This window comes from Bradyrhizobium cajani (genome assembly GCF_009759665.1).
Classification (GTDB): Bacteria; Pseudomonadota; Alphaproteobacteria; order Rhizobiales; family Xanthobacteraceae; genus Bradyrhizobium; species Bradyrhizobium cajani.
In genome coordinates, this window is the sequence record NZ_WQNE01000014.1 from 145,553 (window position 1) to 159,333 (window position 13,781).

At 64.7% G+C, this 13,781-nt stretch carries 13 protein-coding genes; 8 read left to right on the forward strand and 5 right to left on the reverse strand.

Going from position 1 to position 13,781, the window contains the following annotated elements; all coding sequences use genetic code 11:
- The first annotated feature begins 107 nt into the window (after nt 1–107).
- Nucleotides 108–455: a DUF6481 family protein gene (locus GPL20_RS18625; protein WP_157330952.1), complete on the forward strand. Its 348-nt coding sequence runs from the start codon at nt 108–110 to the stop codon at nt 453–455.
- A gap of 126 nt (nt 456–581) precedes the next feature.
- Here GPL20_RS18625 and GPL20_RS18630 read toward each other — a convergent pair whose 3' ends face one another.
- On the reverse strand, nt 582–827 hold the full coding sequence (locus GPL20_RS18630) for a pentapeptide MXKDX repeat protein (RefSeq protein ID WP_157330953.1): 246 nt from the start codon (nt 825–827) through the stop codon (nt 582–584).
- 319 nt (nt 828–1,146) lie between these two features.
- Between GPL20_RS18630 and GPL20_RS18635 the strand changes: the two genes are divergently transcribed.
- From GPL20_RS18635 to GPL20_RS18645, 3 genes are read left to right on the forward strand one after another with little or no spacing between them, the layout of a single operon-like run.
- Nucleotides 1,147–2,169: a TRAP transporter substrate-binding protein gene (locus GPL20_RS18635; protein ID WP_157330954.1), complete on the forward strand. Its 1,023-nt coding sequence runs from the start codon at nt 1,147–1,149 to the stop codon at nt 2,167–2,169.
- Nucleotides 2,166–2,720 carry a TRAP transporter small permease gene (locus GPL20_RS18640; RefSeq protein WP_157330955.1) on the forward strand — a complete coding sequence of 185 codons (555 nt, stop codon included), beginning with the start codon at nt 2,166–2,168 and terminating at the stop codon, nt 2,718–2,720. The genes GPL20_RS18635 and GPL20_RS18640 overlap by 4 nt, the downstream gene beginning before the upstream one ends.
- On the forward strand, nt 2,717–4,075 hold the full coding sequence (locus GPL20_RS18645) for a TRAP transporter large permease (protein ID WP_157330956.1): 1,359 nt from the start codon (nt 2,717–2,719) through the stop codon (nt 4,073–4,075). Before GPL20_RS18640 ends, GPL20_RS18645 begins: the two co-directional genes overlap by 4 nt.
- A 136-nt stretch (nt 4,076–4,211) precedes the next feature.
- Here the strand turns inward: GPL20_RS18645 and GPL20_RS18650 are convergent, their stop codons facing one another.
- Entirely contained in the window at nt 4,212–4,901 is a 690-nt protein-coding gene (locus tag GPL20_RS18650; protein WP_157330957.1) for a GntR family transcriptional regulator, read from the reverse strand.
- 213 nt (nt 4,902–5,114) lie between these two features.
- Between GPL20_RS18650 and GPL20_RS18655 the strand changes: the two genes are divergently transcribed.
- From GPL20_RS18655 to GPL20_RS18670, 4 genes are all read left to right on the forward strand, one after another.
- Entirely contained in the window at nt 5,115–5,723 is a 609-nt protein-coding gene (locus tag GPL20_RS18655; protein WP_157330998.1) for a TRAP transporter small permease, read from the forward strand.
- Nucleotides 5,723–6,988 carry a TRAP transporter large permease gene (locus GPL20_RS18660; protein WP_157330958.1) on the forward strand — a complete coding sequence of 422 codons (1,266 nt, stop codon included), beginning with the start codon at nt 5,723–5,725 and terminating at the stop codon, nt 6,986–6,988. Before GPL20_RS18655 ends, GPL20_RS18660 begins: the two co-directional genes overlap by 1 nt.
- A gap of 22 nt (nt 6,989–7,010) precedes the next feature.
- Nucleotides 7,011–7,994 carry a TRAP transporter substrate-binding protein gene (locus GPL20_RS18665; RefSeq protein ID WP_157330959.1) on the forward strand — a complete coding sequence of 328 codons (984 nt, stop codon included), beginning with the start codon at nt 7,011–7,013 and terminating at the stop codon, nt 7,992–7,994.
- A gap of 75 nt (nt 7,995–8,069) precedes the next feature.
- Nucleotides 8,070–8,996 (forward strand): dihydrodipicolinate synthase family protein, encoded by a 927-nt coding sequence (locus GPL20_RS18670; RefSeq protein WP_157330960.1) that lies wholly within the window; start codon nt 8,070–8,072, stop codon nt 8,994–8,996.
- A gap of 183 nt (nt 8,997–9,179) precedes the next feature.
- Here the strand turns inward: GPL20_RS18670 and GPL20_RS18675 are convergent, their stop codons facing one another.
- The 3 genes from GPL20_RS18675 to GPL20_RS18685 are packed head-to-tail and all read right to left on the reverse strand — an operon-like array spanning nt 9,180 to nt 13,726.
- Complete coding sequence (locus GPL20_RS18675) at nt 9,180–10,088, reverse strand: hydroxymethylglutaryl-CoA lyase (RefSeq protein ID WP_157330961.1); 909 nt, start codon at nt 10,086–10,088, stop codon at nt 9,180–9,182.
- Nucleotide 10,089: 1 nt separating this feature from the next.
- Nucleotides 10,090–12,117 (reverse strand): acetyl-CoA carboxylase biotin carboxylase subunit, encoded by a 2,028-nt coding sequence (locus tag GPL20_RS18680; protein ID WP_157330962.1) that lies wholly within the window; start codon nt 12,115–12,117, stop codon nt 10,090–10,092.
- Between the two features lie 4 nt (nt 12,118–12,121).
- Complete coding sequence (locus GPL20_RS18685) at nt 12,122–13,726, reverse strand: carboxyl transferase domain-containing protein (RefSeq protein WP_157330963.1); 1,605 nt, start codon at nt 13,724–13,726, stop codon at nt 12,122–12,124.
- Nucleotides 13,727–13,781 lie beyond the last annotated feature (55 nt).

Below are 13,781 nucleotides of genomic sequence, written 5' to 3' on the forward strand. Positions count from 1 at the left end.
CGCGCGCCGATGTACACGCTTCTGCGTCGCGTGGTGCCTGCTATGCCCAGCCGACGTACCAACAGGCAGTGATGTAGGATTGAAAGCGAGGAAGACAAGGCTCGTCGATGAGTGGATTCAGGGAACCCGGCTTCGCAGACCGGCAAAAGGCGGCGCAGGACGCACGCAAAAATCTTTTGAACAAGTTCAAGTCGCAACCGGGCCCCGATGATCCGGGAGTGGCGGCGCGCCGTGCCGAGCGCGAGGCACTCGCCGCCAAGCGCGCCGAGGCCAAGGCAGCGCGCGAGGCTGAAAAGGCCGAGCAGAAGCGCCTCGAGGAAGAGGCCAGGGCCGCCGAAGCCGCGCGGATTGCGCGCGAGGCCGAGGAAGCCGCCGAAAAGCAGGCTGCCCTCGAAGCCGAGCAGAAGGCCAAGCGCGACGCGCGCTACGCAGCCCGCAAGGCCAAGCGCAAGTAACGCTCACAAATCACGTTCAATTGAAATTGAACTGAGACGTTCGGGGCGGTCCAGGTGACCGCCCCCGGACATTCGGGCGCGCGCGTCCTTTATTTCGCAGACGTCCGTCCCAATGACGGGTGAAGATCAGTTCTTCTTCATCATCCCGTCGTCCTTCTTCATCCCGTCCTTGGACATGTGATCCTTTTTCATCATGCCGTCGTCCTTGGACATGGTGTCCTTCTTCATGCCGTCCTTGGACATCGTGTCCTTCTTCATCATGCCGTCATCCTTGCCCATCTTGTCCTGGGCAAAGGCGGCCGGCGACAGCGCCAGGCCGAGCGACAGAGCGGCAGCCGAAACGCCGAGCACGATGCGGGTGCGAATGGTCATGAGCAATCTTCCCTTCGAGATGGTGTTTGTCAGCGACGGATGCCGCTACCCTGTCTCGACGGATTGCTACGCGGCGTTGTTACGCGCTCGCCGATAAATTTCTGCGGGGCCCAGTGCCGTCCTTCGTTTGGCGTAGTCCTCGGCCCGGAAGTGTGCAGCGCAGCACGGCCGGCACTTGCCGCGACCGTCGGTCTCGAACTATCAGACTAGAGATCATCGGGTGAAAGACCGGCTAGGATGGGCCTACGCGCCGGTCACATGACCCAATCAAATCACGCAAACAACAACCGTCCAAAAGGCCGTCCAAGGAAATCACACCATGCTCACGCGCCGCCATCTGCTCGCGACCGCTGTCGCCGCACCCGCCATCCTCCGCTTCGGGACGGGCACCGCGCAGGCCGCGACCACGCTGAAGATCTCGCATCAATTCCCGGGCGGCACCATCGACAAGGGCGATTTCCGCGATCGGCTCTGCCGCATGTTCGCGGCCGAGGTCGCCAAGCGCAGCAATGGTGACATCGCTGCGGAAATCTATCCGAACTCCTCGCTGATCAAGACCAACGCGCAGTTCTCCGCGATGCGCAAGGGCGCGCTCGACATCAGCCTCTATCCGATGCCCTACGCCGGCGGCGAGCTGCCGGAGACCAATATCGGCCTGATGCCGGGCCTCGTGACCACCTATGACCAGGGACTGCGCTGGAAGAAGGAACCCGTCGGCAAGGCGCTGACCGATTTCCTCGCCGACAAGGGCATCATCCTGCTCACCTGGGTCTGGCAGGCCGGCGGCGTCGCCAGCCGCTCCAAGCCGATCGTCGCGCCCGAGGATGCCAAGGGCCTGAAGGTGCGCGGCGGCTCGCGCGAGATGGACATGGTGCTCCAGACCGCCGGCGCCTCGGTGCTGTCGGTGCCCTCGAACGAAATCTATGCGGCAATGCAGACCGGCGCGTGCGACGCCGGCATCACCTCCTCTACCAGCCTGATCTCGTTCCGCCTCGAAGAGGTCGCCAAGTCCCTCACCTCAGGCGCGGGCGCGTCGTACTGGTTCATGCTCGAGCCGTTGATGATGTCGAAGACCATCTTCGACAAGCTGCCGAAGAACCATCAGGACATCCTGCTCGCGGTCGGCACCGAGCTCGAGGCCTTCGGCCGCAAGGGCGCGCAGGACGACGACGTCGAGGTCGCCAAGGTCTATGAGAAGGCCGGCGCCAAGGTCTCCGTGCTCGACGCCGCGACCGTCGGCAAATGGCGCGACATCGCCCGCGATACCGCCTGGAAGGACTATAGCGCCAAGACCGCGACTTCAGCCAACCTGCTCAAGCTCGCCACCGACGTCGCGGCATGAGCCACGGTCCGCTTCCGGATCGTGATGACCAGGCGAATGCTGCCGCAAGGACAGGCCTTGCGGCAGCGATCGATCGCGGTCTCGCCATCCTCAACAGCATCATCGTCGTATTCGCCGCGATTGCGCTGGTCGCGGCCTGCGCCATCCTGAGCTACAGCGTGCTCAGCCGCGCCTTGTTCAAGGCTGCCAACTACTGGCAGGACGAGGCCGCCGTGTTCCTGCTGGTCGGCGCGACCTTCATGACGGCGGCCTACGTGCAGCAGAACCGCGGCCATATCGGCATCGAGGCCTTTGTCGGTCTGCTCTCGCCGCTCGCGAACAAGGTCCGCCTGTGGCTGGTCGACGCGGCGACGTTCCTGTTCTGCGCCTTCTTCACCTGGAAGTCCTGGACGCTGGCCCATGAGGCCTATGTCGACGGCCAGGTCTCAAACTCGATGTGGTCGCCGCCGCTCGCCATCCCCTATTCGCTGATGGCGTTCGGGATGAGCCTGCTCTGCGTCCAGATCCTGGTGCAGCTTGCGCTGCCTTTCGCGGGAGCCAAGCGTTCATGAGCGTTTTCGGTATTGGCGTTGCCTATGGGGTCGCGACGCTGGTCATCATGTTCTCGGGCATGCCGATCGCGTTCGCCCTCGGCGCGGTCGCAGTGGTCTTCATGGGCATCTACATGCCCGCCGCTTCGCTGGATACGGTGACGCAGAACGTCTACGAGGAAATGGCCTCGATCACGCTGTTGTCGATCCCGCTCTTCATCCTGAAGGGCGCCGCGATCGGCAAGTCGCGCGCCGGCCAGGATCTCTATTCGGCGCTGCATGCCTGGCTGCATCGCGTGCCTGGCGGCCTTGGCGTCGCCAACGTCTTCGCCTGCGCGCTGTTTGCGGCGATGGCGGGCTCCTCGCCGGCGACCTGCTCGGCGATCGGCTCGGCCGGCATCCCCGAGATGCGCAAGCGCGGCTATTCCGGCGGCTTTGCGGCCGGCATCATCGCCGCGGGCGGAACGCTCGGCATCCTGCTGCCGCCCTCGATCACCATGATCCTGTTCGCGGTCGCCGCCGAAAAGTCGCTCGGGCGGCTGTTCCTCGCCGGCATCGGCCCCGGCCTCTTGCTGGTCACGCTATTCGGCGCTTACGCCGTGATCCGCTTCCGTCAGGAATATGCCGCGGCCGAAGCGATCTACAAGAATGGCGGGCCGGAGGCCGCGATCCTGACCCGCGACGAATATACGCTGGCCGAGCGCTTCAGCGTGCTGCCGCGTGTGATCCCGTTCGTGCTGCTGCTCACCGGCGTCATGATCGCGCTCTATGGCGGCTACGCCACGCCGTCGGAAACCGCGGGCCTCGGCGGCCTCCTCGCGCTGGCGCTGATCGCGGCGATCTACAGCGTGTGGCGGCCGAGCGACCTCGCCCCGATCATGAAGTCGACGATCCGGGAATCGACCATGCTCATGATGATCATCGGCATGTCGCTGCTCTATTCCTACGTGATGAGCTATCTGCACATCTCGCAGTCGGTCGCCGAATCCATTGTCGCGATGCACCTGCCGCGCTGGGAGCTGCTGTTCGCGATCCTCGTCATGGTCGTCGTGCTCGGCTTCTTCCTGCCGCCGGTCTCGATCATCCTGATGACGGCGCCGATCATCCTGCCGCCGCTCCGCGCGGCCAATTTCGACATCATCTGGTTCGGCGTGGTCATGACCATCGTGATGGAGATGGGGCTGATCCATCCGCCGGTCGGCCTCAACATCTTCGTCATCCGCAACGTCGCCCCGGACATTCCCCTCAGCGAGGTGATCTGGGGCACCCTGCCGTTCGTGCTGCTGATGATGCTCGCGGTGCTGCTGCTCTGCTTCGTGCCGGAGATCTCGACCTGGCTGCCCGATCTGGTGATGGGGCCGGACGGAAGCAGGTAACGCCAAACACAGCTGCCGTAGGGTGGGTTAGACCAGCGGCTGCGCAAAGCGCAGGCGCTGGGCGTAACCCACCTCTTCTGTTTCCTAGGAGACAAACGGCGGTGGATTACGCCTTCGGCTAATCCACCCTACGAAGCTAATCGCTCTTGCGCCGCACCTTCGGCGCGATCGCGCTGCCGGCCACGACGTGCAACAGATCCTTGCGCACGGCTTCGATGTGCCGCTCCAGGAAGCGGCAGGCCTCCTCGACCTTCTGGGCGCGGCAGAGTGCGATCAATCGGGCGTGCTCCTTCTCGGCGGTCCCCATCGCCTTGGTGTTGGAGAGCTGGAGACGCGTGTAGCGGTCGCTGGTCTGGAGCAGCGACAGCACGATCGCCCTTGTGCGGGGCTGCGGGGCGTGAACGTAGAGCGCCATGTGGAAGTCGGCGTTGAGCTGCCCCCATTCGCTGACATTGCGCGCCTTGATCGCCTTCTCGAAGCTCTTGTGGATGTCGTCCAGCCCCTCGAAATCATCAGCGGTGAAACGCGGCGCCGACTGCGCCAGGAGGCGCGGCTCCAGGATGCGGCGCAAATCGAACACGTCGTTGATTTCGTCCAGCGACAACTCGGAGACGATGGCGCCCTTCTGCGGAACGATCCGCACCAGCCCTTCCGCCTCGAGCTGGAACAGCGCCTCGCGCACCGGGATACGGCTGACGCCATAGGCGTCCCCAAGCGCGTCCTGCCGCAGCTGCGATCCGGCCGGATAGGTGCCGTCAAGGATCGCCTGCCGGAGCTGGTCGACGATCGCAGCCGACAAGGTGCGATGCTTCAGGGGCTGTTTCATCTGACCTTCTGTTGTCCTTCCCGACTCATCCGGCCGAAGCGGTCCTTCTCTTGCATGATGAGCTCCTCCGCAAAAGTCGGAAGCCCGGCAAATGCGCGTCCTGCCGCCGGAATGACCGCAATCTCCGTTTGACACCCTAAATGTATAAATTATACATTTGACGATAGCACGATAATTCTCGGGGGTCGGGGCCTCTTCATGATCGAGCAGACGATGCCGGCCACGCGCGCATTCAGCGTCCGACGCATGGTTGTTCGCGCGTCCAGCGCCCTGCTCGCGGTCGAGCGCCTCGCGCTGATGGGCCTGATGTACCTGCTCACCGGATTGATCCTGGTGAACGTCGTCACCCGCTACTCGCATTTCCCGATCTACTGGATCGACGAATCCGCGGTCTATTGCGTGGTCTGGCTGACCTTCATCGGCGCATCCGCGATGACGCGGCTGCGGCTCGACTTCGCGGTGACCATGCTGACGGAGCGGCTTTCGCCGCAGCATCAGAAGATCGCCAAGGTGATCTCGACCGGCCTTGTCGTCGTGTTCGGCGCAGCCCTGATCGTCACCTGCGTGCTCTGGATGGACCCGATCGGCCTCGCCCGCGCCGGCTTCGATGGGCGCAAGCTCGCCGCCGAGACCTTCAACTTCCTCTACACCGAGCGCACGCAGACGCTGAACTGGCCGACCTGGGTGCTCTATCTGACGCTGCCGATCTTCGCGGTGTCGATGACCATTCACGGCATCGCCAACCTGCTGGAGGATCTCGAGCTGGTCCCGCGCACGCAGCCGAAGGGCTTTCAGCTCTCCGAGCTTGACGGGGTCAACTGATGATCACGTCAGCCGCCTTCATGGCTTTCATGCTGGTCGGCGTGCCGATCGGCCTCTGCCTGTGCCTCGCCGGCCTCGTCTACATCGCCGCATCCGGCAACCCGGTGCTGTTCCAGTCCTATCCGCTCCAGCTGTTCGGCGGCGTCGACAGCTATGGCCTGATCGCCATTCCGCTCTTCATCCTGATCGGTGAGATCATGAACGGCGGCGGCATCACCCGCCGCATCGTCGACATGGCGATGGCCTTCGTCGGCTCGCTCAAGGGCGGGCTTGCCTACGTCAACATCCTCGCCAACATGTTCATCTCCTCGATCCTGGGATCTGCGACCGCGCAGGTTGCGATCATGGCCCAGATCATGGTCCCGGAGATGGAGAAGAAGGGCTACGACAAGACCTTTGCGGCGGGACTGACCGCCTATGGCGGCATGCTCGGCCCGATCATCCCGCCGTCGGTGATGTTCGTGGTCTACAGCGTGCTGGCGCAGGTCTCGGTCAGCGACATGCTGATCGCCGGCATCGTACCCGGCGTTATCCTCACCGTGATGTTTTGCCTCGTCATCGCGCTGATGGGATACATCTACAATTATCCCCGCGCGGACCATCAGACGCCGCGTCAGCGCGTCATGACGATCCTGCGGACCTCGCCGACCCTACTGATCCCGATCGTCATTGTCGGCACCATCCTCGGCGGCCTCGCGAATGCGACGGAATCCGCCGCGGTCGGCGCGGTTGCCGCCGCGCTGGTCGGCAAATTCTGGACCAGGGAGTTTGAGTTCTCTCAGCTGCCGCAGATGATGCTGCGCAGCGCGATCTATTCGGCGATCGTGCTGTTCCTGGTCGCGGCCGCGGCCGTGTTCTCCTGGGTCCTGATCTTCGGCAAGGTGCCGCAGGAAACCGCCGGCTGGATCCAGTCGGTCGCCAAGGACCCGGTCAGCTTCATGCTGATCTGCAACGTGATCCTGCTGGTGATCGGCACGGTGATCGACGGCATTCCCGGCCTGATCATGACGGTGCCGATCCTGCTGCCGGTCGCAACCGACGTCTATCACATCGACCCCCGGCAGTTCGGCGTCGTGGTGGTGATCAACCTGGTGCTCGGCCTGTTGTCGCCGCCGGTCGGCCTCTGCTTCTTCGTCGCGGCCGCCGTCACCGGCGCCAAGCCGGGCAAGATGTTCATGGTGACGCTGCCCTTCTTCGTCATCTCCTGCGTCCTCCTCGTGCTGCTCTCGCTCTACCCGTCGCTCTCGCTGATCCTCGTCAAATAGGCCGTCCCAAAGGAGCCCGACCATGCCGCTTACACGCCGCCGCTTTCTCGCCGCCAGTGCCGCCGCATCGGTGTTTGCGCCGTCGCTGGCGCTCGCCCAGGCCAAGGAATTCCGCCTCGGCCTGATCACGCCCAACGGCCATTCCTGGAACAAGGCCGCGCTCAAATTCGGCGACGATCTCAAGACGGCGACGAACGGACGGTTGACGGTGACCGTGTTCCACTCCGGCCAGCTCGGCAACGAGCCGGCGATGATGCAGCAATTGCAGTCCGGCGCGCTCGACATGGGCTTCATTCAGGCCGCCGAGCTCGGCTCGCGCGTGCCGCATATCGCCGCGATCAACGCGCCCTACATCGTCCGCTCGACGCCGGCGGTGGCAAAATTCGTACGGCATCCGGCGGCCGTGAAGCTGTTCGACGTGCTGCCGCAGGAGACCGGCACCATCGGGCTCGGCTGGGGCATCACCGGCATGCGCGCCGTGTTCTCGTCCAAGGATCTGAACACGCTGGCCGACATCAAGGGCATGAAGCTGCGCATCAACCCGACGCCGGTCTACCGCGATTTCTATTCCTCGCTGGGCGCGGCACCGACGCCGATCCCGACGCCGCAGGTGTTCGACGCCATGGCCAATGGCCAGGTCGACGGCCTCGAGGCTGATCTCGAATTCTCCTGGAACCAGCGCTTCGACAAGGTCTCGAAGGTGATCCTCCAGATGAACGCCGTCTTCATGCCGATGGCGGCGGTCGTCTCGGGCCGGGTCTGGCAGTCACTCCCCGCGGCCGATCGCGAGCTGATCACCAAGACGATCAAGTCGACGCTGGACGCGCAGATCGACGAACTCGCCGGCAACGAGCCGGCGCTGATCGAGAACTTCAAGAACGCGCCGATCCCGATCCGCCAGGTCGACGCCAAGGACACCGAGGCCGTCATTGCCGAGTTCGACAAGATCTGGCTGCCGAAGGCCCCCGTCCTCGCTGAGCTGCGCAAGGTCGGCGCGACGCTCTGATCCCATCCATCTCGTTCACGTCAATGCCCGGCGGATTGAACAATCCGCCGGCACAATTCCAATCGGAGCCCAACAATGAGCCCACGCATTTCCTGGGAAGGCGTCTTCCCGGCTGTTACCACGCAATTCAATGACGACCTGTCGCTCAATATCGATGCGACCGCCAAGGTCATGGACGGGCTGATCCGCGACGGCGTCTCCGGCCTGATCGTCTGCGGCTCGGTCGGGGAGAACACCTCGCTCGAACGCAAGGAGAAGGTCGCGATCATGGAGACAGCGAAGTCCGTCGCGAGCGGCCGCGTCCCCGTGCTGTGCGGCATCGCCGAATTCACCACGGCCTTCGCGGTCGAAACCGCCAGGGAAGCCGCGCGCGTCGGCATCGACGGCGTGATGGTGATGCCGGCGCTGGTCTATTCGTCGAAGCCGCACGAGACCGCCGCGCATTTCCGTGCCGTCGCCAGCGCAACCGACCTGCCCGTGATGCTCTACAACAATCCGCCGATCTACAAGAACGACGTCACCCCCGACATCCTGGCCTCGCTCGCCGACGTCGAGACTGTCGTCTGCTTCAAGGACTCCTCGGGTGACACGCGGCGCTTCATCGACACCCGCAACATGGTCGGCGACCGCTTCGTGCTGTTCGCGGGCCTCGACGACGTCATCGTCGAGAGCGTCGCGATGGGCGCCGTGGGCTGGGTCTCCGGCATGTCGAACGCCTTCCCGCGCGAGGGCGAGACGCTGTTCCGTCTCGCCAAGGCAGGGCGCCTTGCGGAGGCGATGCCGCTGTACGAATGGTTCATGCCGCTCTTGCATCTCGACGCACGCCCGGACCTCGTCCAGTGCATCAAGCTGTGCGAGCACATCATGGGCCGCGGCACCGCGCTGACGCGACCGCCCCGCCTCGCGCTGCTGCCGCACGAGAAGGCCGAAGTCGAGGCGATGATGGCCAAGGCGCTCAAGAACCGGCCGCGCCTGCCGGACGTCGGCCTGAAGGCGGCCTGAAGCGCAGCCTGCCCACCATCTGCCGATGATTGCGGAAACATGGTGGGCACGGCGCTACGCGCCTTTGCCCACCCTACGAATGCTTTCTCAGTCGTCATTGCGAGGAGCGCAGCGACGAAGCAATCCAGGCTACCTCAACGGAAAAACTCTGGATTGCTTCGCTACGCTCGCAATGACGAAGAACTAGGAAGCAGCCCGCTTCTTCGCATTCAGCGCGGATGCCACGCGGCTCACGGGCGGCTTGCCCAGCACGCCGCTCATCTCGTTGGTGGCTGCCAGCAGCTTCTCCATATCGACGCCGGTACTGATGCCCATGCCTTCGAGCATGTAGACGACGTCCTCGGTCGCGACATTGCCGGTCGCGCCGGGCGCGTAGGGACAGCCGCCGAGCCCGCCGGCGGCGGCGTCGATGACGCGGACACCCTCCTCCATCCCCGCATAGAGATTGGCCAGCGCCTGGCCGTAGGTGTCGTGGAAATGCATCGCCAGCCTGGCCGGAGGGATGTTGGCGCTGACCGCGCGCAGCATCTCCTTCGCCTTGTCAGGCGTACCGACGCCGATGGTATCGCCGAGCGAGATCTCGTAGCAGCCGAGTTCCCACAGCGTGTTGGCGAGATCGGCGACCGCCTTCGGCTTGATCTCGCCATCGAAGGGACAACCGAGCACGCAGGAGATATAGCCGCGCACCGGCACGCTGTCGGCCCTGGCGCGCGCCAGCACCGGCTTGAACCGCTCGATGGACTCCACGATCGTGCAATTGATGTTGGCCCGCGAAAAGCCTTCGGATGCAGCGGCAAACACGGAGACCACTTTCGCGCCGGCGGCGCGCGCGGCGTCATAGCCCTTCTCGTTCGGTACCAGCACGTGGAATTCGGCGCCCGTCACATGGCTCACGCCGCGCAGCACGGCATCGGAGCTTGCCATTTGCGGGATCGCCTTGGGCGAGACGAATGCGCCGACCTCGACGGTATGAAGCCCGGCCGCGACCAGCGCCTCGATGAAGGCGATGCGGGCCTCGACGCTGACAGGCGTCTTCTCGTTCTGGAGGCCGTCGCGCGGCCCCATTTCGATGATGCGGACGGGATCGCTCATGTCACTCACCCGACGGTTCGACCACGGCGAGCTCGATGCCTTCCTGCACGATGTCGCCGACCTTGCACTTGATGGATTTCAGCACGCCGGCATAGGGCGCGCGCAGCGTCTGCTCCATCTTCATCACTTCGAGGGTAAGGATCGGCGCGCCCTTGTCGAGCTTGGCGCCCTCATCGGCCAGCACGGCGACGACGGTGCCCGGCAGCGGTGCCGCGATCTTGTCCTCGCCGACATGCTCCTCGCTCTCGCCGCCGAACGGATCGACCCAGTGCAGATCGAAGCGGCCGTTGCGCGTGCGCAAATACAGCTCATGGCCGTCGATCACGGCCGCGACCGATGATTTCACGCCATCGAGCGTCAGATCAAAGCCGCCCTCCTTCGGCGCGATCGCGAACGCCAGCTCGCGCTCGCCGATCACCAGCGTCGACGGGCCGCTGCCGTAGTTCAAGGCGATCTTCTGCTCCGGCCCATGTCCGATTCCATGTCCAATTCCATGACCAACGCGGAAGGCGAAGTTGCGCTGGCGGCGGCCGACCGGCTGCCAGCCAAAGGTCTGCCAGGGCGAAATCGCCTGCGCACGTGCGGCCTGCTGCTCCTCGTTGATAACAGCGGCGACAGCGGCGCAAAGCTCGAGCTCCCCCGGCGCCGGCGCGGCCGAGGTCAGGACCGTCAGCTCGCGCTCGATGAAACCGGTGTCGATCGCATTCGTCCGCACCTTCGGATGCGTCATCAGCGCCGACAGGAACGGGATGTTGGTAACGATGCCGCGGACGTCGGTCTCTTCCAGACCCCGGTTGAGCCGCTCGATCGCGACGTCCCGCGTCGGCGCCCATGCGATCATTTTTGCGAGCATGGCGTCGTAATACGGCGAGACCGTATCGCCCTCGCGATAGCCCGCGTCGATGCGTAAGCCCCCGGTCTCTGCCGGCAGCCGCCAGGTCGAGATCCTGCCGACCGACGGCATGAAATTCTTGGTCGGGTTCTCGGCGTAGACGCGCGCCTCGACGGCGTGGCCATTGAGGCGAATCTCGTCCTGCTTGAGCGGCAGCGCCTCGCCGAAGGCGACGCGCAGCTGCCATTCGACCAGATCGATCCCTGTGATCAGCTCGGTCACGGGATGCTCGACCTGGAGACGCGTGTTCATCTCGATGAAGAACACGTCCTTGCCGTCGGAGACGAATTCGATGGTGCCGGCACCGACATAGTTCACCGCGCCCGCGGCCTTTCGCGCGGCGGCGCAGACCGTCTCGCGCTGCGCAGCATTGAGCGTCGGCGACGGCGCCTCCTCGATCACCTTCTGGTGGCGGCGCTGCAGCGTGCATTCGCGCTCGAACAGCGACAAGAGATTGCCGTGGCTATCGCCGATGATCTGCACCTCGATGTGGCGGGGATTGTCGACGTATTTTTCGATCAGCATGCGATCGTCGCCGAAGGCGGCCTTGGCCTCGCGCTTGGCGCTGACGATCGCGGATCCCAGCTCGGCGGCGGAGCGCACGATGCGCATGCCGCGGCCGCCGCCGCCGGCGGAGGCCTTCACCAGGATGGGGAAACCGATCTTGTCGGCAGCCTTGGTCAGCGTCGCCTCGTCCTGGGCTTCGCCGTGATAGCCGGGCACGAGCGGCACGCCGGCCTTCTCCATCAGTTCCTTGGACCCCGATTTCGAGCCCATCGCGGTCATCATCCCGGCGGTCGGGCCGACAAAGACCAGACCCGCATCGAAGCAGGCCCGCGCGAATTCAGCGTTCTCCGACAGGAAACCGTAGCCGGGGTGCACGGCCTCAGCGCCGGTCTTGCGCGCGGCCTCGATCAGCCGCTCGACACTGAGATAGCTGTCGCGGGCACGTGCGGGCCCGAGCAGCACGGCCTCGTCGGCGAGCGCGACATGCATCGCGTCGCGATCGGCCTCGGAATAGACCGCGACCGTGCGCAGGCCCATGGCGCGCGCTGTGCGGATGACGCGGCAGGCAATCTCGCCGCGGTTGGCGATCAGGAGCGTGCGAAAACGCCGGTAGAGCTTTGAGCTGTCCATCGCATCACATCCTGAACAGGCCGAATTTCGTCGGCTCGATCGGCGCGTTCGATGCCGCCGAGAGGCCAAGGCCGAGCACAAGGCGCGTGTCGGCCGGGTCGATCACGCCGTCGTCCCAGAGACGCGCAGTCGCGTAATAGGGATGCCCCTGGCTTTCATATTGCGCGCGAATGGGCTCGCGGAATTTATCTTCCTCTTCCCTGGACCAGCTATCGCCCTTGGCCTCGATGTTGTCGCGGCGGACCTGGCTCAGCACCATCGAGGCCTGCTCGCCGCCCATCACCGAGATGCGCGCATTCGGCCACATCCAGAGGAAGCGCGGCGAGTAGGCGCGGCCGCACATGCCGTAATTGCCGGCGCCATAGGAGCCGCCGATCACCACGGTGAATTTCGGCACGGAAGCGGTTGCAACCGCCGTGACCAGCTTGGCGCCGTCACGCGCGATGCCGCCCGCCTCGTATTTCTTGCCGACCATGAAGCCGGTGATGTTCTGCAAGAACACCAGCGGAATGCCGCGCTGGCAGCACAGCTCGATGAAATGCGCACCCTTCAGCGAACTTTCACTGAAGAGAATGCCGTTGTTGGCGATGATGCCGACCGGAAAGCCCCAGATGTGGGCGAAGCCGCACACCAGCGTCGTGCCGTAGAGTTTCTTGAACTCGTCGAACTCGGAGCCGTCGACGATCCGGGCGATGATATCGCGCACATCGAACGGCTTTCGTCCGTCGACGGGCACCACGCCGTAGATTTCCTCCGCGGCGAACAACGGATCGCGCGGCGGATGCATGTTGAGGTTCGGCCGCTCCGATGGCTTCAGCGTACCGACGATACGCCTGGCGATGCCGATCGCGTGCGCGTCGTTCTGGGCGTAGTGATCGGTTACGCCCGACTGGCGGGAGTGCGAGTCGGCGCCGCCGAGCTCCTCGGCGCTCACGACCTCGCCGGTCGCCGCCTTCACCAGCGGCGGGCCGCCGAGGAAGATGGTGCCCTGGTTGCGCACGATGATGCTCTCGTCCGACATCGCGGGCACATAGGCGCCGCCGGCGGTGCAGGAGCCCATCACGATCGCGATCTGGGGGATGCCTTGCGATGACATCTGCGCCTGATTGTAGAAGATGCGGCCGAAATGCCGCTCGTCCGGAAAGATCTCGTCCTGGAGCGGCAGGAAGGCGCCGCCGGAATCCACCATGTAGACGCAAGGAAGATTGTTCTGCCGCGCGATGTCCTGCGCGCGCAGATGCTTCTTCACCGTCATCGGATAATAGGTGCCGCCCTTGATGGTGGCGTCATTGGCGACGATCACGCATTCGCGGCCCGAGATGCGGCCCACCCCCGTGACGACGCTCGCCGAGTGCACGTCGCCGCCATAGAGGCCGTAGGCCGCGAGCGGCGACAGCTCGAGGAACGAGGTCCCGGGGTCGACCAGCAGGTCGACCCGCTGGCGCGCCAGCATCTTGCCGCGCGTGGTGTGCCGGTTGCGCGAGGCCTCGCCGCCGCCGCCGGCGACCTGGCTCAGTTTCTCGCGCAAATCGGCGACAAGTGTGCGCATGGCGTCGGAATTGCGTGCAAAATCCGATGAAGAAACGTCGATGCTGGAATGGAGCGGCATTTAGGTCCCGCGTGTCTGGTGACGTGATGAGAGGCCGCGGGCAGGTTGGACCAGT

What these genes read in the sequence shown, in the direction of transcription:
- GPL20_RS18625 (WP_157330952.1), top strand. Translation starts at nt 108, where the DNA reads ATGAGTGGATTCAGGGAACCCGGCTTCGCAGACCGGCAAAAGGCGGCG.
- GPL20_RS18630 (WP_157330953.1), bottom strand. Translation starts at nt 827, where the DNA reads ATGACCATTCGCACCCGCATCGTGCTCGGCGTTTCGGCTGCCGCTCTG.
- GPL20_RS18635 (WP_157330954.1), top strand. Translation starts at nt 1,147, where the DNA reads ATGCTCACGCGCCGCCATCTGCTCGCGACCGCTGTCGCCGCACCCGCC.
- GPL20_RS18640 (WP_157330955.1), top strand. Translation starts at nt 2,166, where the DNA reads ATGAGCCACGGTCCGCTTCCGGATCGTGATGACCAGGCGAATGCTGCC.
- GPL20_RS18645 (WP_157330956.1), top strand. Translation starts at nt 2,717, where the DNA reads ATGAGCGTTTTCGGTATTGGCGTTGCCTATGGGGTCGCGACGCTGGTC.
- GPL20_RS18650 (WP_157330957.1), bottom strand. Translation starts at nt 4,901, where the DNA reads ATGAAACAGCCCCTGAAGCATCGCACCTTGTCGGCTGCGATCGTCGAC.
- GPL20_RS18655 (WP_157330998.1), top strand. Translation starts at nt 5,115, where the DNA reads ATGCCGGCCACGCGCGCATTCAGCGTCCGACGCATGGTTGTTCGCGCG.
- GPL20_RS18660 (WP_157330958.1), top strand. Translation starts at nt 5,723, where the DNA reads ATGATCACGTCAGCCGCCTTCATGGCTTTCATGCTGGTCGGCGTGCCG.
- GPL20_RS18665 (WP_157330959.1), top strand. Translation starts at nt 7,011, where the DNA reads ATGCCGCTTACACGCCGCCGCTTTCTCGCCGCCAGTGCCGCCGCATCG.
- GPL20_RS18670 (WP_157330960.1), top strand. Translation starts at nt 8,070, where the DNA reads ATGAGCCCACGCATTTCCTGGGAAGGCGTCTTCCCGGCTGTTACCACG.
- GPL20_RS18675 (WP_157330961.1), bottom strand. Translation starts at nt 10,088, where the DNA reads ATGAGCGATCCCGTCCGCATCATCGAAATGGGGCCGCGCGACGGCCTC.
- GPL20_RS18680 (WP_157330962.1), bottom strand. Translation starts at nt 12,117, where the DNA reads ATGGACAGCTCAAAGCTCTACCGGCGTTTTCGCACGCTCCTGATCGCC.
- GPL20_RS18685 (WP_157330963.1), bottom strand. Translation starts at nt 13,726, where the DNA reads ATGCCGCTCCATTCCAGCATCGACGTTTCTTCATCGGATTTTGCACGC.